Source organism: Pantoea sp. sgz302252, assembly GCF_042610525.1.
Classification (GTDB): domain Bacteria; phylum Pseudomonadota; class Gammaproteobacteria; order Enterobacterales; family Enterobacteriaceae; genus Erwinia.
Genome location: NZ_JBHDVM010000005.1, coordinates 339,618 through 357,271, shown reverse-complemented (window position 1 = coordinate 357,271; position 17,654 = coordinate 339,618). Strand labels below are relative to the sequence as shown.

Here is a 17,654-nt window from a genome sequence, read left to right as displayed (position 1 = left end):
TCCAGCACGGGCCGGCATTACAATCGGTTGCCGACGCAGCGTCGGCTTTAAAAGGTTATCGGCAAAAATAAGGCAAACTTGAGCGCAAAATCAGAACAAATCGCCGATATCATGGGTGTAAGCTTTAACAACTTTTTCTCCCATGCTCTTGAATTGCTGGATCATTCCCACCAGTTTCTGCGCGTATTTCGGATCGGTGGCGTAGCCTGCCGCCTGCAGCGCTTTCGCGCCCTGCTCTGGCGTCGCCGCCGTGGTTACCGCCTGATAACGCGGGTTATTGGCAATCAGCTTCACGTAATCGTTCAGCGCATCGAAATAGGAGTCATAAACGCGGAATTTGGCTTTTATCTTTTTCGCTTCGCCATGCTCATATTCAGTGGTAGTAATCTCGGTTGTTTTGCCCTGCCAGCTGGACGTTGCCTTAATGCCAAACAGGTTGAAGCTTGGCTTGCCTTCGGCGGTCAGGATCTGGCGCTGACCCCAGCCCGATTCCAGCGCAGCCTGCGCCAGGATCAGGTGATGAGGAATACCCGTACCGGCGCTGGCCTTGATAGCTGGCTGCGTTAGTTTGGCGATAAAATCGCTGCTGTCGCCGCTGAGCGCCATGTCCGATGAAGCGGCAGGCAAACGAGGTACGGCTTTGCGCACGATCCTTTCCTGTTCTGCGTCCATCGCCATCGCCAGCGGCGGCAGCGTATTAATGTAGTTTTTATCCAGCAGCATCGGCGTGGTGCCCGCTTTTTCGTCGGGCGTCTGCGCCTGCTCCATCTGTTTGACGATCATATCGGCCAGGCCGAGTCCTTTGGAGGCGATCTGCTGCCCAATCTGCTGATCGTACATCGAGGTGAAAAGACGCGTCTGCTCGGTGCTTAACATGCCGTCCTTCGGCAGCGCGTCACGCATACTTTTCAACATCATCTGTACAAACATGCCTTCTACCTGCTTAGCCACTTCCTTCGCATGCGCTTTCGGATCGTTGCCAGCCTGGCGTTTCAGGTCATTCAGCGAGCGGCTATCGTAAGCCGCCGCTGCCAGAGATTGGGCGTTGCTCATCAGATAATTTCCAGTTTGGCGTGCAGACAGCCCGCGCTCTGCATTGACTGCAGGATAGACATCAGGTCGATTGGCGTTGCGCCCAGCGCGTTCAGCGCGCGCACTACGCTATTCAGGTTGGCGCTGGCGTTAACGCTCTGCAATGCGCCGCCGCTCTGACGCAGGTCGATCTGCGTTTGTGGCGTTACCGTAGTCTGTCCGCCCGCGAACGGCGTGTTCGGCTGGCTGACGTTCTGCTGCTGGTTTACTGTTACAGACAGATTGCCCTGAGCGATAGCGCAAGAGCTGAGCATCACTTCGCGGTTCATCACTACCGAGCCGGTACGGGAGTTGATAATGACTTTCGCATCCTGAATCGGTACAGAGACGTCAATATTCTGGATATCGGCCAGCAGGCGAACCTGCGAAGTGCCGTTGGCGGAAACCTGTACCTGTACGGTGCGGCCATCCAGCGCCTGAGCGGAACCGTAGCGACCATTAATAGCGTCAGCGATACGCTGCGCCATGCTGAAGTCTTCCTGGTTAAGGTAAAGCTGAATCACGTTTGAAGCGCCGAAGCTGTTCGGCAGTTCGCGTTCAATAGTGGCGCCGCCGGTAATGCGGCCGCCGTTAACCTGGTTAACCGTTACGCTGCTGCCGCCAGCGGAAGCGCCTGCGCCACCCACCAGAATATTACCCTGAGCCAGCGCATAAACCTGGTTGTCCACGCCTTTCAGCGGCGTCATCAGCAGCGTACCGCCGCGCAGGCTTTTAGCGTTACCCATAGAGGAAACCACTACGTCAATCACCTGGCCCTGGCGGCCAAAAGCCGGCAGCTTGGCGGTCACCATAACCGCCGCCACGTTTTTCAGCTGCATGTTGGTACCGCTGGGCACGGTGATACCCAGCTGCGACAGCATGTTGTTCAAACTCTGTGTGGTAAATGGCGTCTGGGTAGTCTGGTCGCCGGAGCCATCCAGACCTACTACCAGGCCATAACCAATCAGGGAGTTATCGCGCACGCCGCCGACCGTGGTCAGATCGCGGATGCGATCGGCGTGGGCGAAAGTGCTGACTGCGGCCAGCACAGCCAGGGTAAACCGGAAAATAAACTTACGCATTTTAACCTCTTAGAATGGTGACAGGTTCAGGAAGAACCGTTGCAGCCAGCCCATCGTCTGCGCCTCATTGATGTAGCCGTTGCCGACGTACTCAATGCGGGCGTCCGCCACCTGGGTCGAAACTACGCTGTTGCTGCCGCTGATGGTGCGCGGGTTGACCACGCCCGAGAAGCGGATAAATTCCGTACCCTGGTTAATCTCAATCTGTTTTTCACCAATCACTTTCAGGTTGCCGTTCGGCAGTACCTGATTCACGGTCACGGTAATGGTGCCGGTGAAGGTGTTGTTCGCCGTCGCGCCGCCTTTGCCTGCAAAGGTGTTTTTGCCGCTGGCGTCGATATTCGTTTTATCGCCACCCAACAGGCCGGTCATGGCAGAAGGCAATGCGGTCAGGCCCAGAGAAGCGCTGCCGTCGCGACCTGCGGATGCCGTGGAGCTTTTGCTCGCGCTGACGTTTTCCTGCAGGGTAATGGTCAGCGTATCGCCGATATTACGTGGGCGGCGATCCTCGAACAGCGGCTGGTAGCCGTAGTTCATCGGCATCACGCCCTGAAAAATGGAGCCGTTAACCACGGGCGGCGAAGCAGGCAGCGGCTGGGCCGTTGTCGAACCTTCCACCAGGGGCTTACGGGGAACTAAAGCACAACCGTTAAGCGTCAGGAGCAGCGTTGCTACCAACAAACGTCCAGGCAGTGAAATTTGCTTCGCCATGGATAACTCTCTTTATTAAATGCTTTTATTAAGCCGGGCGAACCCGGCCGTCACGCTTTGGATTACAGCTGAGTCAGCTTGGCCAGCATCTGATCGGATGTGCTGATAGCCTTGCTGTTGATTTCATAGGCGCGCTGAGTCTGGATCATGCTCACCAGCTCTTCCGCCACGTTCACGTTCGAGGCTTCAACGTAGCCCTGATAGAGCAGGCCCGCACCGTTGTTGCCTGGCGTGCTGTCAGTCGGCGCGCCGGAGGCCTGAGTTTCCATGTAAAGGTTTTCGCCTTTGCTTTCCAGACCGGCGTCGTTGATAAAGGTGCTCAGCGTCAGCTGACCTACCTGGGTCGGCTGAGTCTGGCCCTGCACGGTCACGCTGACCGTACCGTCACGCCCGATGGTCATGCTCAGGGCGTTAGCCGGAATAGTGATCGCTGGCTGCACAGGGAAACCGGCGTTGGTCACCAGCTGGCCGTTCTGGTCGGTCTGGAATGAACCGTCGCGGGTATAGGCTACGGTGCCGTCCGGCATCTGTACCTGGAAATAACCCTGGCCGCTGATCGCCACATCTTTTGACGAGTCGGTTTTGTTCAGGTTGCCCTGAGTATGCAGACGTTCGGTGGCTACCGGACGGGTACCCGTACCCAGCTGCATGCCAGATGGCAGCGTAGTCTGTTCGGATGACTGTGCGCCGGGCTGGCGAACGGTCTGATACATCAGGTCTTCGAACACGGCACGCTGGCGTTTAAAACCGTTGGTGCTGACGTTTGCCAGGTTGTTCGAGATGACGTCCATATTGGTTTGCTGGGCGTCAAGACCGGTTTTAGCTATCCATAAGGAGTTAATCATGTTGGTTCCTCTGCTCTTAGCTCATTGACAGCAGCTGGTTAGCGCGTTGTTCGTTTTCATCGACGCTGGAGATGACTTTCATCTGCATCTCGAAGCGGCGTGAGTTGGCGATCATATCGACCATGGTCTGGGTAGAGCTGACGTTGCTGCCTTCCAGCACGCCGGGCATCACCTGGATGGTCGGATCGGCCTGTAATGTCTGCACGTTTCCGGTGGGACGGAATAAACCATCGTCACCGCGCGTTACCTCTGAGCCGGTGGCTTTCACCAGCTTCAGGCGGCCCAGCTGGACAGTGGCGTTCGGCGAATCGCCCGGGTTCAGCGCGGTAATAGTCCCGTCAGCGGCAATGGTGATTTCCGAGCCCTGCGGCACCGCAATCGGCCCGCCGTCGCCCATGACCACCTTGCCCTGAATGGTGAGCTGTCCGGCGTTGTTCAGCTCCATATTGCCGTTGCGGGTGTAGGCTTCAGTGCCATCTTCCGCCTGCACCGCCAGCCAGCCATCCTGACGAACAGCGACGTCCAGCGAGCGTCCGGTGTAGTCCATCGCGCCCGGCGTCATATCCGATCCCGGCGTCGAAGCCGTGACCAGCGTACGCGTTGGCAGCGATTCGCCCTGCACCGGCACGGCGCGCAGCGCGTTCAGCTGCGCACGAAAACCAGGCGTTGAGGCGTTGGCCAGGTTGTTCGCCGTAACTGCCTGCTGTTGGAGGGTCTGACTGGCAGCCCCCATTGCGGTATATATCGCGTGATCCATAAGACGATCCTGTTAGCCGAATTAACGCAGGTTGACCAGGGTGTTGAGGATCTGGTCCTGTGTTTTAATGGTCTGGGCGTTGGACTGATAGTTACGCTGCGCAACGATCATGTTTACCAGCTCTTTACTCAGATCAACGTTGGAAGATTCCAGCGCGCCTGCGGTCAGGGTGCCCAGGTTACCAGTGCCTGCCAGGCCAACCAGCGCCTGACCAGAAGATGCAGTCGCTGACCAGACGTTGTTGCCTTCAGATTTCAGGCCTTCCGGGTTAGCGAAGTTAGCCAGCGCGATCTGGCCCAGCGTCTGGGTCTTCTCGTTGGAGTAGTTACCTACTACGGTGCCGTCGTTGTTGATCTGGTAGCTGGTCAGTTCGCCAGGCTTATAGCCATCCTGCGTCGGGTTACCGAAGGTGCTGGTGCCGGTGTTCTGCTGCTGGCTGCCCGCCATGCTCAGGGTAAAGTTAGTTGCCGCTGAACCATTCAGACCCGCCAGGGTAACTGCCTGGGTCGCGGTGGACGTCAGCTGACCGCTGGTGTCAAAGGTCATGTTGAAGCTGCCCACATCGGCCGTTGGATCCGCTGCGCTGCCGTCCTTCACGTTGACTGTCCAGGTATTGTCGGCAGTTTTGGTGAAGTACAGGTTCAGGTTGTGCTCGTTACCCAGCGAGTCATAGGTCGTCATTGACGCTTTGCTGTTGTAAGAGCTGGTATCGTTGATATCCAGCGGCGTAGTGGTCGGCACGCTGTCGGTTGAGTTCAGGTTAGCGACCAAAGCTGCCGTGCTGGTAGACTTAGCTGGCATAGCGGTCGTAGGAACGCTCAGCGCAACCGGGTTAGCGCCGGTCTGCACGGTTGGCGGCGTGCCGGTTGCCGGATAGCCGGTCAGCTGCAGACCGTTGGCGTTAACGATGTTGCGGTTCTCATCCAGCGTGAACTGGCCGTTACGGGTGTAGTAAACCGCGCCGCTGGTATCAGCCATACGGAAGAAGCCAGACTGGCTGATCGCCACGTCCAAACCACGGCTGGTAGAAGTCGTAGTACCGTCGTTAAAGTCCTGCGTTACCGCAGCCACTTTCACGCCCAGACCTACTTTAGAGTCGGCGAACATATCGGCGAAAGAAACGGTCGCGGATTTAAAGCCCACCGTCGCGGAGTTTGCGATGTTGTTGCCGATAACGTCCAGGTTGCTGGATGCTGCGTTTAAGCCGCTGACTGCCTGAGAAAATGCCATGTGTGTATTCCTGAATCGGGGTTAAGTTAAATAATCTGACGAACGTTTGCGACGGTAGTGGTGCCCATCGTGCCGAGGTCCAGAACGGCACCGCTGGTGTCGTTAGTAACCCCACTGACTAATGCGTAATTCAAAGGCTGCGCTACCAGCTGGCCGGTGGCGTTGCTGGCGCTGATTGAGACGTTATATTTACCGTCTCCCGCCGTAGTACCGTCTGCCGCGCTGCCATCCCAGGAGAAGGTATGCACGCCAGCGCTCAGCGCACCCAGGTTGATGGTTTGCACCACCTTGCCGGATGAATCGGTAATCGTGGCCGTGGTCGCGGTAGAAGCCTGCTCCAGGCTGACGCCGAACGGCGTAGTCTGGCCGCTGCCAACCAGCACCTGAGAGCCATCGACCATTACGCCGTGGCCGATCAGCGTGGAAGCCTGCAGAGACTGTCCGCTGTTGATCTGGCCGGAAATAGATCCCAGCGTGGTGTTCAGTTTTTCAATACCGCTCAGGGTATTGATCTGTGCCAGCTGGGTAGTCAGCTGGCTGTTATCCATGGGATTCGTCGGATCCTGGTTCTTTAACTGCGTGACCAGCAGGGTCAGGAAGTTACTTTGCAGGTCGGCTGCCGAAGTATCGGTAGTCGACGACGTGGTGGTAATCGAGGTATTGTCGAGTTTTTCATTAACGCCAACTGCAATGCCCATCTTCCTGCTCCTTATTGACCCATCGTCAGGGTTTTCATCATCATCTGTTTCACGGTGTTCAGCACTTCAACGTTCGCCTGGTAGCTGCGCGACGCCGACATGGTGTTGACCGTTTCCCCAACCACATCCACGTTTGGCATCTTGACGTAGCCTTTAGCGTCGGCCATTGGGTTGCCTGGCTCGTACACCAGCTTCGCGGGCGTTGGGTCATCAATTACTTGCGCTACGCGCACGCCGCCGGTTGCGGCACCAGGCGCAGCATCGGTCTGGAAAACCACCTGCTTAGCGACGTAGGGTTGGCCGTCCGGCCCGGTGACGCTGTCGGCGTTGGCCAGGTTGCTGGCGCTGACGTTCAGGCGCTGCGACTGGGCGGCCATCGCCGAACCGGCGATATTAAAAATGTTCAGTAAAGCCATTTATCATTGCCCCTGTAAGACGGACATCATGCTTTTGATTTGCCCGCTAATGACGGTTAAATCCGTCTGGTACTTCAGGCTGTTGTCAGCGAACTCGGTACGTTCGCGATCCATATCCACCGTGTTGCCGTCCATTGAAGGCTGGTCAGGCACGCGGTACATCAGATCCATCGATGCTGGCGCAGATGACTGTGCCTCGATATGGCGTGATGACGTTACCGCCAGCGACATGCCCGTCCCCTGCGCCCGGCCCTGCTCCATCACTTTGCTCAGCTGGCTGGCAAAATCGATATCGCGCGCCTGATAGCCCGGCGTGTCCGCGTTAGCGATATTGGATGCCAGGATTTCCTGCCGCTGCGCGCGCAGGTTCAGCGCTTCGGTGTTAAACCGCAGTGCCGCGTCAAGTTTGTCGAGCATGCTTCCTCCGCAATTGAAAATTCAGTGGGGAGAGGATAAGCGGGTTAGGATTAATCTTATCGACGGAATAGCGCTAAAAAGCGTCGTTAATTTGCGCCTTGACTTTGCGCGCGGGTCAGTAGAATCGTCGCCATATTGCAGTGAGGATGAAAAAATGCGTGGTTTGACTCTCTTCCTGATGGGCCTTGGCATGGTGACGATGGGCGCCAGCGCCGCCGACTTAACGGCACAGCTCAATCAATTTTTTAAATCCCGCTATGGGGAAACCGGCTTAGGTGCCGATACCCTGAGCGTGGTGGTGAAAACGCCGCAGGCGCAGTGGCCCACTTGTGAAGCTCCGCAATTCTCCTTACCGGGCAATAGCCGGATGTGGGGCAACATGAGCGTGGCGGCCAACTGCGGCCAGAACCGGCGCTATTTGCAGGTTCAGGTGCAGGTTGAAGGCGATTATCTGGTGGCGGCTCGCCAGGTAGCGCGCGGTACGGCACTAACCGCCGATGATATTAAAGTTGAGCATGGCCGACTGGATACGCTGCCGGCGCGTGCTGCGCTTAACGCTACCGATGTAGCCGAGGGTATTGCGCTGCGGGATATTATGCCGGGCCAGCCGCTGACGATGATGATGGTGCGCCAACCGTGGCGCGTGAAGGCTGGTGACAACGTCAACGTTATTGCCAGCGGCGACGGCTTTAACGTCGCCAGCGAAGGCCGGGCGATGAACAATGCCACCGTCGCGCAACCAGTAAGGGTCCGACTAAATTCGGGTCAGATGGTAAGTGGCAAAATCGGCCCGGATGGGAATATTCTTATAACGTTATAAAGCGCTAAAGATGGCTTCAGTTCTGCCGATAGTGTAAATAACAGACGTAGTACACTTGAGCCATTCAGGCCGCATTTGCCTGAGCAAACAGGAGCCAGATATGAGCATTGACAGAACTCAACCGATGAAGCCGGCGAGCACCGTACAGCCTCGCGAACTTCCCGAAGCGGCTACGCCAAAGGCGCAGAAGGTCGAGACAAAAACAACCGAATCAGGTACCCAGGTGGTACTGAGCGGCGCCCAGGCCCAGCTGACCAAAGCCAGCTCGCAGGATATTAATACCGCGCGCGTTGAGCAGCTGAAAAGCGCCATCCGTAACGGCGAACTGAAGATGGATACCGGCAAAATCGCCGATGCCCTGATCCAGCAGGCCAGAGACTCTTTAGAAGGTTAATCAGGTAAATGAATAAACTGTTGAACGCGCTTGATAAAATGCTGGAAGTCCTGAAAAGTCTGTCTGACGTCATGGCGGCAGAGCAACAACAGCTCTCGGGCGGTCAGATCAACAGCAGCCTGCTGCAACGTATTACGGAAGATAAAAGCTCTCTGCTGGCGACGCTCAACTTTCTTGAGCAGATGCGCCGTGACGCGGATAAAGAAGCGGGTGTTCACGCGCCCTACAGCGGCCAGCCAGAGCTGGCCCGCCGCTGGGCCGCGCTGCAGGAGCAGACGGTCAAACTGCGCGATACCAACACGCATAATGGCATGCTGCTTAACCATCAGATCAGCTTTACAGAAAAAGCGATCGAGGTGTTAAAGCCTTATCAGACGCAAAAATTTTATGGCCCAAACGGCCAGGCGACTTCAAGCAGCTTTATTAACCGCAAGGTTTAAGTGTGCCGGCGCAGTCTCTGCGCAGAAAATTTTGTCGCTGATTTCAGTCAGCATCCTGCCTGCCCCGGTTTTGCCGGGGTTTTGCGCTGGAAATAAAACGGGAGCGATTTGCGTATTTTTTTAAAAGCGTTGTGTTCCAGCCAATAAATTTATTTTTATAAAGTTAAGTCTGTTTGCATTCACAAGCGAAAAAACTGGCTTAGTGTCAAGAGGCAAGCACAAAGCGCGCGTTTAATTGCCGTAAAAACTGGAAGGTATTCAGGCAGGATACGCCAAACTGCTGACATATATTTGGTATTTTGACTTTTTTGGTATTGAATGAAGCATATGACTCATGGGTAACCACAATAGCCCCAGCTGATTTCGCTTTGGCGATAATCCAGGGATCGGCTTTAGCCAAAAAGCTGTCACGATGACCAGCATTATAGTTGCCTGACATTACTGCTTGTACAATTTGAGTAAAAACTTGCTGGGTCGTTGCATCGTCGTTGCTGACAAAATGTCCCGGGCGTGCTTTAACCCAGTTTGCCAGCTCATCATCCCCCTCTTTCAATTCCCGACCAATCATATCAACACTGGCAATCATTCCCTGTTGAAACTGCAAATCCAGCCAGTCCCAATAAGCGGGGCAAATATCCATACCGTAATATTGATTTTTAGCCTGAATATAGGTATTTGCGTCCAGCAGATATCTCATAAACCCAATTCCTTAGCAAATTCCGTTATTTTTGCCGGTTTAATATTATCCAGAAGCACGCTGGCCTCCCGCAGCAAAAGCTGACCGCTTAATGCCTGTTCCACTACGGCACGTGAGAAGGGCTGGCTGATCTGGGCTTTTTTCGTTTTGTAATAAGTTGGGCCTTTACCGCGCTTTTCTCTCTCCTGCCAGGCTGCTTTCAACAGAGCGATATAGTGTGCATAATCTTCATAAAGAATAAACCCCAGCGTCAGTGCCCGACGCGCCAATACCCAACAGCTAACCCGAAAATGCTGTTCCAGCGGTGCCAAATTTTCCTGCCAGGACTTTACATCGTGTCGCCAGTAGCGCTGAAATTCTTCAGCTGGTACCAGCAGTTCAGCTGCCACCGCGTTGCAAAAAATTTCTTCTTTCCTGGCTGTGCGGGCATCAGCATCAGACAAACCAGATTGCCCAATCCATATATGGGCAAGTTCATGAATCAGAGTAAATAAGCGGGCGCCTGGCGCATCAGCATGATTGACGAAAATAATTGGCGCATATTCATCCGTAATAGCAAAGCCGCGAAATTCTTCTACCTTGAGAGGGCGGGTATGGTGATGTAAATTCGCCTGCCGCATCACTAAAACCCCAATGGCTTCTATCCGCTTAACCAGGTCGCGGTAATAATCATCGCTGCTGCCCCTTTCGGGATGTAGCGTAATATCTAACGCCTTTCTGATATCATTAACGACATCATTAACCTGATGGCTTACTTTAAAACGACCAACATAAGGATTGGGGTCGGTTAGCTGTTGCTGTAAGTATTCCCGATACCATTCCTGACGTTGCAGCATCAGCTTAACCAGATCCAGCAATTCCGCGCTGGGTTGATGCAGCGGTTTACTCTCCAGCGTTCTCAGATCCGGAATCGGGAGCTTTTCAACCGGTGGGATGGATAAAAACAGGTAGCCGAAGGGAATATGGGCTTTGTCCGCAAACTGCATTGCCTGATTAAAAGTTAAAGACTGTTCGCCGGCTTCCCATTTTAATAAACGCTCTTCATTGGTTGTCAGCTTATGGGCAAATTCAGGCACAGAAAAACCCGCACGCTCGCGCGCCCAGGTTAGCATTGCCGTATTGACATTTGCCGTTGCCATAGTGCTGTTTCCAAAAAAAATTACTGATAAACGCAGAGCTTGCGTAGCCCATCCTTTGTCGCCCTGTTTTCCATGAGCCGTTTTATCACACCTTGCCTGACCAGGGAATATCACCAGAGCCAAATTTACTCTTTGGCTCTGGCGCTTACTTATCCAGCAAAATGAAAAAGGCGATTGCTGCACATATCTGGTTTTACTATCAGTAAGTTAAAATCATATGCGCATATTAAACCGCGCTAGTCCGCGCAAAATCCTTCACGCGAAAACCCAGCAGCGCCAGCACGGCAAAATAAACGCCGCCGCCGACCGCACAGACTGCCGCCAGGCGCAGCAGACGCATTAGCATATTGCCCTGCGCCCATTCGGGCATTATCCACATCATGCCCACCAGCGCTGCCGCCATAGCGATAACCGCTATTACCAGACGCAGCAGGAAGCTAAGCCAGCCCGGCTGCGGCTGAAAGATCTTTTGCTTGCGCAACTGCCAGTAAAGCAGCGAGGCGTTCAGGCAGGCGGCCAGGCCGATGGACAGCGACAGGCCAGCGTGTTTCAGCGGACCAATAAAGGCCAGGTTCATCAACTGCGTCATAATCAGCGTAATAATGGCGATCTTTACCGGCGTTTTAATATCCTGGCGCGAGTAAAAGCCCGGCGCCAGAATTTTCACCACGATCAATCCCATTAAGCCTACCGAATAAGCGACCAGCGCACGCTGGGTCATCGCCGCATCAAACGCGGAAAATTTCCCATACTGGAACAGCGCTACGGTCAGCGGCTTAGCCAGAATGCCCAGCGCCACCGCGCTCGGCAGCGCCAGCACGAAGCAAAGACGCAGGCCCCAGTCCATCAGGCGGTTGTATTCGTCATGGTTATTACTGGCGAAGCTTTTAGCCAGCGACGGCAGCAGAATGGTGCCCAACGCCACGCCCAGTACGCCGGAAGGAAACTCCATCAGGCGGTCGGCGTAATACATCCAGGAAACCGAACCTGAGACCAGGAAAGAGGCGAAAATCGTATTGATGATTAGAGAAATTTGGCTGACGGAAACGCCCAGTATCGCCGGGCCCATCTGCCGCATCACTCGCCAGACGCCTGCGTCTTTTAGATTAAGGCGCGGCAGCACCAGCATGCCAATTTTCTTTAAATGCGGCAGCTGATAGCCGAGCTGTAAAACGCCGCCCGCTACTACAGCCCAGGCCAGCGCCATAATAGGCGGATGGAAATGCGGCGCGGCGAACAGCGCGAAGCCGATCATACTGATGTTAAGCAGCGTTGGCGCGAAAGCCGGAACGGAAAAGCGATTCCAGGTATTCAGAATGGCGCCGACCAGCGAGGCCAGCGAGATCAGCAGAATATAGGGAAAGGTCACGCGCAGCAGCGCCGAAGTCAGCGCGAACTTGTCGGCAGTATCGGCAAAGCCCGGTGCGGTCACTAAAATTACCCAGGGCGCGGCGAACATCCCGGCCACGGTGATAATTGCCAGCGCCAGCGTCAACAGGCCCGAAACGTACGCGATGAAAACTCGCGTCGCCTCTTCGCCCTGCTTGCTTTTATATTCCGCCAGAATAGGCACAAAAGCCTGGGAGAAAGCGCCTTCGGCAAAAATACGGCGCAGCAGGTTCGGTAGTTTAAAGGCAACAAAGAAGGCGTCGGTCGCCATTCCCGCGCCGAAGACTCTTGCCACTATGGCGTCGCGCGCAAAACCCAGCACGCGGGAAAACAGGGTCATCGAACTGACCGCTGCCAGGGATTTCAACAGGTTCATGATCTTCGATTCTTATAGAGAGGTGGCGCGGCCACGGTTATTATCCGGCCGCCGCAGACGACCGAAAGCCGGCATAGTCTACTGATATACCGTGAAATAACCATATTCGATTGTTACAGCGTTATTCCCGATCGCTTTCGCGCCAGAGCTTTTCAATCACCCGCTGCGCCGCCAGCGCCTGTTCGCCGGATGTTTGCGGCATAGTCTGATTTTGCGCACAGTCGATAAAATGGCGGGCAGCGCCGACAAAACCGCGCTGTTCCAGGGTGCTCTGCCAGCCGGGAACAGGATCGACAATCAGCCGTCCGCCCTTTTCCTGCCGCAGCTCGCGCATTTCATCAACCTGCCAGACGCTGCCGTCCGCTATCGCCATCACTGATTCGCGTTGCGTGCCTGCACGACGGTGCATGCTGGTGGTGATTTGCAGTTTGCCATACTGAAAATGGTGCTCAGCATAGAGCATTTCGCCTTCGTCGTTGGTCAGCAGCGTACCGCTTTGCAGCGTTCCCCCGCCGCCGAGCCACAGCGCTGTATCTACTACGTGCAGATAATCATCTAACAGCGTAAAGAAAAGATCGTGCGGGCCAACGCTGTCGCTGCGATGCTTATCCATACGCAATGAAGCCAGCCCGTTGAGATTCTTTAACTGTAAATAGCGAGGCGCGAAGCGGCGATTAAACGCCACCATCAGCTTGCGGCCACGCTGCTGCGCCAGCGTCACCAGCTGTTCGGCTTCGGCCAGCGTCGCCGCAAGCGGCTTATCGACGCAGACGTCTTTACCTGCCAGCAACAGCTGTTTGACGATGCTAAAGTGCGTAGCGGTAGAAGTGTGGACGAAAACCGCGTCGCAGGCTTTACCCAGTTCTTCCAGTGAGGCATAAAGCGGAATACGCCAGCTTTCGCAAAGCGCACGCGCCTTCTGCTGATTAGGCGAAAAAGCGCCCGCAAACTGCCAATCCTGAGCATTCGCCAGCACTGGCAGCCAGGCTTTTTGCGCGATGTTGCCTAATCCCACCATACCGATACGCAGCTTTGTCATCTCACTCTCCTTTCAGCAACTGAGTTAGCTGCTGCTGCATCGCTGCTACCTGACGTTCCAGCTCTGCCACTCTCTCTGCCAGATCGCCGTTTTCGGCCGCGCCTGGTGCTATGGCCAAAGCCGCTTCGTCAACCTCGCCACTAAACAGATGCATATAGCGGCTCTCCCGTTTGCCCGGCTCGCGCGCCAGCCTGACCACAAAGGGGCCATCTTCACGGCTGGCAAGATTTTCCAGGGTTTGTTCGACCTCTGCCATATCGCTGAATTCATGCAGCCGAGCGCTACGCGTGCGCAATTCGCCCGGCGTTTGCGGGCCGCGCAGCAGCAGCGTAGCCACCAGCGCTACCTCCGCGGAAGAGAGTTTTAGCTGGCCGAATTCACTGTTGCAAAAGCGATGTTCATATTTCACTACGCGATTGCCGAAGCCGCTTTGCGTAGTGATTAAATGCTTTTTAGCCAGCATATCCAGCGCATCCTGCACGCCGGTTTCGTCCAGCGTCATCACCGGCTCGCGGTTTGATTTCTGATTGCAGGCGGTAACCACGCCGTTCAGCGACATCGGATATTGTTCGGGCGTTGTGATTTGCTTTTCCAGCAGACAGCCGATAATGCGCGCCTCAACAGGCGCAAAAAGAATTTTCATTAAAAGGGTCCACGTCGTTCAGGTGTCCATTCTTTAGCCGTCAGCGCGGTCAACACATGATCCTGCCAGCGTCCGTCGATCAGCAGATAATCTTTGGCATAGCCCTCTTTCTCAAAGCCGAGCCGGGCCAGCAGATTGCCGCTGCGTTGATTATGCGGCATATAGTTCGCCATGATGCGGTGCATGCGCTGCTGACGCTGCATATAGCGGATAGCCGCCTGTAGCGCCTCAAACATCATGCCTTTTCCTTGCCATTTCTCGCCCAGCGAGTAGCCAAGATAACAGGCATGGAAGGAGCCGCGCACTACGTTGCTGAAGTTCGCTACGCCGCGCACTTCGTTTTCGTCCGGATCCATTACCGCGAAGTAGTAAGCATTGCCTTGCTTATGCATATCGGTAATCAATCCCAGTCGTGCCTGCCAGCCGGAAGGATAGCAGTGGCTCTCATCCCGAATCGGCTCCCAGGGTTTCAAAAATGCCCGGTTTTCCGCGTAGTAATCTGCCAGGCGCCAGGCATCGCGCTCATGGATCAGCCGCACCACCAGTCTGTCCGTGGTCAGGCGTACTTTCGGGGCAGCGGAACGATAGCCAAACATCTTTTCTCCTGAATTCAGCCGATCATGGATAAGAGTGCCGCAGCGGGCTGGTCACAATCCGCAGCCCGCACTCTTCACTATAACCGCCTGATTAGCCATGTAAAACAAAGCTGAGGATTTTTCATCATAATTTTCAGCAGGGCGGCTAAACTCCCCAGCTTCTGTCTGAGGTTGCGGTGCCAGTGGTTTGCCCTGTTAGCTGTTCTCTTCCATACTCCCCAGAGACATTCAGAAGCGCAAAGTGGGTTATTACTCTCTTTGCCGCTGTATAAGGAGGCATTTTTGAAACTTTATATTTACGATCACTGTCCGTTTTGCGTGAAAGCGCGCATGATTTTCGGCCTGAAAAATCTGCCGGTTGAGCTGGTGGTGATGCTGAATGACGACGAGGCGACGCCGAAAAAGCTGATTGGGCAGAAAATGGCACCCATCCTGATGAAAGAAGACGGCAGCTGTATGCCGGAAAGTCTTGATATCGTCGCTTTCGTCGATAAAAGCGACGGCGAGCCGCTGCTGACGGGCCGTACCAATCCGGCTATTACTGACTGGCTGCGCCATATCAACGGCTATCTGAATAAGCTGCTGCTGCCGCGCATCGCGACGGCTTCTTTTGCTGAATTCGCCACGCCGGAAGCGCGTAGCTACTTTACAGCGAAAAAAGAGGCTAACGTGGGCAGCTTTGCGGAATTAAGGCAGCATTCGGAAGGTTTCATTAAAAACATCAATGACGATCTGCGCAAGCTCGACAAGCTGATTGTGAAACCCAACGCGGTGAATGGCGAGCTTTCGCTGGATGATATCAATCTGTTCCCGGTGCTGCGCTCGCTGTCGCTGGTAGCAGGCATCGACTATCCCAGCCGCGTGGCCGACTATCGCGATAATATGGCCAAGCAAACGCAGATTAACCTGCTTTCTTCCATCGCCGCTTGATCCCCAGGAGCCGCCCGCGCGGCTCCATTTTTATTTCGTCACAACTTTTCGCGCCAGCCCGGTGACTCTTTGCTGTTTGTCGGGCAAGCTACTGCTTGACGTCAGAAGGGTAGCTGACGTCATAACGCGAAGAGGAGCACTATGAACACTATCATGCGGGGCGCAATGGCCCTGATGCTGACCCTGAGCCTGGCCGGCTGCAACAAGCTAACGCAGTACACCGTCACCGAACAGGAGGTGAACCAGGCACTGCAAAAGCACAATAATTTCGAAAAACAGATTGGCGTGGCCGGACTGGTTGATGCCCATATTGTGTTGACCGATCTCAACAGCAAAATTGGCCGGGAAGAGCCGGATAAAGTGACGCTCACCGGCAAAGCCACCGTCAACGTCAGCTCGCTGTTCGGCCCGCAGCGCGCGGAAATGCTGCTGACCATGAAAGCGCAGCCTTTCTTTGATAAAGACCAGGGCGCGATCTACCTGAAGGATATGCAGCTAACCGATCTTCAGGCGCAGCCCGCGAAGATGCAGGGCGTGCTGAATACCCTGACGCCCTACCTGAATCAGTCGCTAAAGGATTATTTTAATCAGAAACCGGCTTACGTGCTGAGTACGGATCGCAGCAAGGCGGAATCGTTGGCGAAACGCTTTGCTAAAGGACTGGTCGTTAAGCCTGGCGAACTGGTTATCCCCTTTACCGAGTGATTTTCCGGCGGGTTTCTGCTCTGGCCGGAACCCGCCGCCCGATTTTATCGCCCTCCCGGTATGGCAAACACTTTTTTTCACCCTGCCCTAATAAAGCAGGTGCAAACGTTTGGCTTTATCCTTATCCTTGATACCCGGCCAAATCGCGCCATACCGATTTCACTTCTGCCGGAGCCTGTTCATGACTGCACACCCTCAGCAACTTATTATCCGCCGCCCTGACGACTGGCATATCCATCTGCGAGACGATGAGATGCTGAAAACCGTGCTGCCCTTTACCAGCGAGGTTAATGGCCGGGCGATAGTGATGCCAAACCTGGTGCCGCCGGTAACCAGCGTGACTGCAGCCATCGCCTACCGCGATCGCATTCTGGCCGCCGTGCCGGAAAACCACAGCTTTACGCCGCTGATGACCTGCTACCTGACCGATTCGCTGGCAGCAGACGAGGTTGAGAAAGGCTTTAATGCCGGCGTTTTTACTGCCGCCAAGCTCTATCCCGCCCATGCCACCACTAACTCCAGCCACGGCGTGACCAATATTGATTCCATCGCCTCTGTACTGGAGCGCATGCAGAAAATCGGCATGCCGCTGCTGATCCATGGCGAAGTTACCGATGCGCATATCGATATTTTTGACCGCGAAGCGCGCTTTATTGAAACGGTGATGGAACCGTTGCGCCAGCGCTATCCCGAGCTGAAAGTGGTGTTTGAGCATATCACTACTAAAGAAGCCGCCGCCTACGTGCAGGAAGGCAATCATCTGCTTGGCGCGACCATTACGCCGCAGCATTTGATGTTTAACCGCAACCATATGCTGGTCGGCGGCGTGCGCCCGCATCTTTACTGTCTGCCGATCCTGAAGCGCAACGTCCATCAGGAAGCGTTACGTAAAGTTGTCGCCAGCGGCCACCCGCGCTTTTTCCTGGGCACGGATACCGCGCCGCATCTGCGTCACCGTAAAGAAGCCAGCTGTGGTTGCGCGGGCGTCTTCAATGCCCCTTCTTCCTTACCCGCTTACGCTACGGTGTTTGAAGAGCTGGGCGCGCTGGAGCATTTTGCCGCCTTCTGTTCCGAAAACGGCCCGCGTTTTTATGGCCTGCCGCTTAATGAAGGCACTATTAAACTGGTGCGTCAGCCGTGGACGGTACCGGAGAGCGTTGCCCTGGGCGAAGATACGCTGGTGCCTTTCCTTGCAGGCGAAACGCTGAACTGGCGCGTCGAAATTTAATCCGGACAAAAGGATTGCTTCCGGGAATCTT

General features: G+C 55.1%; 21 protein-coding genes. 6 read left to right on the top strand and 15 right to left on the bottom strand.

Going from position 1 to position 17,654, the window contains the following annotated elements; translation table 11 throughout:
* Positions 1-90: 90 nt before the first annotated feature.
* The 9 genes from flgJ to flgB form a co-directional block, all read right to left on the bottom strand.
* Positions 91-1,053, bottom strand: a complete 963-nt coding sequence (flgJ, locus tag ACETPC_RS12050; protein ID WP_380181661.1) for a flagellar assembly peptidoglycan hydrolase FlgJ — start codon at positions 1,051-1,053, stop codon at positions 91-93.
* Positions 1,053-2,153, bottom strand: coding sequence for a flagellar basal body P-ring protein FlgI (locus tag ACETPC_RS12045; RefSeq protein WP_380181659.1), 1,101 nt, complete (start codon positions 2,151-2,153; stop codon positions 1,053-1,055). Before ACETPC_RS12045 ends, flgJ begins: the two co-directional genes overlap by 1 nt.
* Positions 2,154-2,162: 9 nt before the next feature.
* Positions 2,163-2,864 (bottom strand): flagellar basal body L-ring protein FlgH, encoded by a 702-nt coding sequence (locus tag ACETPC_RS12040; RefSeq protein WP_380181657.1) that lies wholly within the window; start codon positions 2,862-2,864, stop codon positions 2,163-2,165.
* 62 nt (positions 2,865-2,926) lie between these two features.
* A complete protein-coding gene (flgG, locus tag ACETPC_RS12035; RefSeq protein WP_380181655.1) occupies positions 2,927-3,709 on the bottom strand; it encodes a flagellar basal-body rod protein FlgG in 783 nt (260 codons plus the stop codon).
* 16 nt (positions 3,710-3,725) lie between these two features.
* Positions 3,726-4,466 (bottom strand): flagellar basal body rod protein FlgF, encoded by a 741-nt coding sequence (locus ACETPC_RS12030; RefSeq protein ID WP_380181654.1) that lies wholly within the window; start codon positions 4,464-4,466, stop codon positions 3,726-3,728.
* 21 nt (positions 4,467-4,487) lie between these two features.
* Positions 4,488-5,696: a flagellar hook protein FlgE gene (gene flgE / locus ACETPC_RS12025; RefSeq protein ID WP_380181652.1), complete on the bottom strand. Its 1,209-nt coding sequence runs from the start codon at positions 5,694-5,696 to the stop codon at positions 4,488-4,490.
* 26 nt (positions 5,697-5,722) lie between these two features.
* A complete protein-coding gene (flgD, locus tag ACETPC_RS12020) occupies positions 5,723-6,394 on the bottom strand; it encodes a flagellar hook assembly protein FlgD (protein WP_380181650.1) in 672 nt (223 codons plus the stop codon).
* Positions 6,395-6,405: 11 nt separating this feature from the next.
* Positions 6,406-6,810: a flagellar basal body rod protein FlgC gene (gene flgC / locus ACETPC_RS12015; RefSeq protein WP_380181648.1), complete on the bottom strand. Its 405-nt coding sequence runs from the start codon at positions 6,808-6,810 to the stop codon at positions 6,406-6,408.
* 3 nt (positions 6,811-6,813) lie between these two features.
* Complete coding sequence (gene flgB, locus ACETPC_RS12010; protein ID WP_380181646.1) at positions 6,814-7,227, bottom strand: flagellar basal body rod protein FlgB; 414 nt, start codon at positions 7,225-7,227, stop codon at positions 6,814-6,816.
* A gap of 154 nt (positions 7,228-7,381) precedes the next feature.
* Between flgB and flgA the strand changes: the two genes are divergently transcribed.
* The 3 genes from flgA (at position 7,382) to flgN (ending at position 8,881) form a co-directional block, all read left to right on the top strand.
* Positions 7,382-8,047: a flagellar basal body P-ring formation chaperone FlgA gene (flgA, locus tag ACETPC_RS12005; RefSeq protein WP_380181644.1), complete on the top strand. Its 666-nt coding sequence runs from the start codon at positions 7,382-7,384 to the stop codon at positions 8,045-8,047.
* A 100-nt stretch (positions 8,048-8,147) separates the two neighbouring features.
* On the top strand, positions 8,148-8,441 hold the full coding sequence (gene flgM, locus ACETPC_RS12000; protein WP_380181642.1) for a flagellar biosynthesis anti-sigma factor FlgM: 294 nt from the start codon (positions 8,148-8,150) through the stop codon (positions 8,439-8,441).
* A gap of 8 nt (positions 8,442-8,449) precedes the next feature.
* Entirely contained in the window at positions 8,450-8,881 is a 432-nt protein-coding gene (gene flgN, locus ACETPC_RS11995) for a flagellar export chaperone FlgN (protein ID WP_380181640.1), read from the top strand.
* A 205-nt stretch (positions 8,882-9,086) separates the two neighbouring features.
* Here flgN and ACETPC_RS11990 read toward each other — a convergent pair whose 3' ends face one another.
* From ACETPC_RS11990 to rimJ, 6 genes are all read right to left on the bottom strand, one after another.
* Positions 9,087-9,578, bottom strand: a complete 492-nt coding sequence (locus ACETPC_RS11990; RefSeq protein WP_380181638.1) for a DUF4411 family protein — start codon at positions 9,576-9,578, stop codon at positions 9,087-9,089.
* The gene (locus tag ACETPC_RS11985) at positions 9,575-10,831 is read right to left on the bottom strand and encodes an ImmA/IrrE family metallo-endopeptidase (RefSeq protein ID WP_380181761.1); all 1,257 of its coding nucleotides are present in this window, start codon (positions 10,829-10,831) and stop codon (positions 9,575-9,577) included. Before ACETPC_RS11985 ends, ACETPC_RS11990 begins: the two co-directional genes overlap by 4 nt.
* Positions 10,832-10,943: 112 nt before the next feature.
* Positions 10,944-12,482, bottom strand: coding sequence for a murein biosynthesis integral membrane protein MurJ (gene murJ / locus ACETPC_RS11980; RefSeq protein WP_380181636.1), 1,539 nt, complete (start codon positions 12,480-12,482; stop codon positions 10,944-10,946).
* A 121-nt stretch (positions 12,483-12,603) separates the two neighbouring features.
* Complete coding sequence (locus ACETPC_RS11975; protein ID WP_380181634.1) at positions 12,604-13,521, bottom strand: Gfo/Idh/MocA family protein; 918 nt, start codon at positions 13,519-13,521, stop codon at positions 12,604-12,606.
* Position 13,522: 1 nt separating this feature from the next.
* Positions 13,523-14,164: a DUF480 domain-containing protein gene (locus ACETPC_RS11970; RefSeq protein ID WP_380181632.1), complete on the bottom strand. Its 642-nt coding sequence runs from the start codon at positions 14,162-14,164 to the stop codon at positions 13,523-13,525.
* Entirely contained in the window at positions 14,164-14,760 is a 597-nt protein-coding gene (gene rimJ / locus ACETPC_RS11965; RefSeq protein WP_380181630.1) for a ribosomal protein S5-alanine N-acetyltransferase, read from the bottom strand. Before rimJ ends, ACETPC_RS11970 begins: the two co-directional genes overlap by 1 nt.
* Positions 14,761-15,042: 282 nt before the next feature.
* On the opposite strand from rimJ, the gene grxB reads away from it, so the two are divergent.
* From grxB to pyrC, 3 genes are all read left to right on the top strand, one after another.
* Positions 15,043-15,690, top strand: coding sequence for a glutaredoxin 2 (grxB, locus tag ACETPC_RS11960; RefSeq protein WP_380181628.1), 648 nt, complete (start codon positions 15,043-15,045; stop codon positions 15,688-15,690).
* Between the two features lie 141 nt (positions 15,691-15,831).
* Positions 15,832-16,395 carry a lipoprotein gene (locus ACETPC_RS11955; RefSeq protein ID WP_380181626.1) on the top strand — a complete coding sequence of 188 codons (564 nt, stop codon included), beginning with the start codon at positions 15,832-15,834 and terminating at the stop codon, positions 16,393-16,395.
* Between the two features lie 181 nt (positions 16,396-16,576).
* Positions 16,577-17,623: a dihydroorotase gene (pyrC, locus tag ACETPC_RS11950; protein ID WP_380181624.1), complete on the top strand. Its 1,047-nt coding sequence runs from the start codon at positions 16,577-16,579 to the stop codon at positions 17,621-17,623.
* Positions 17,624-17,654: the final 31 nt, after the last annotated feature.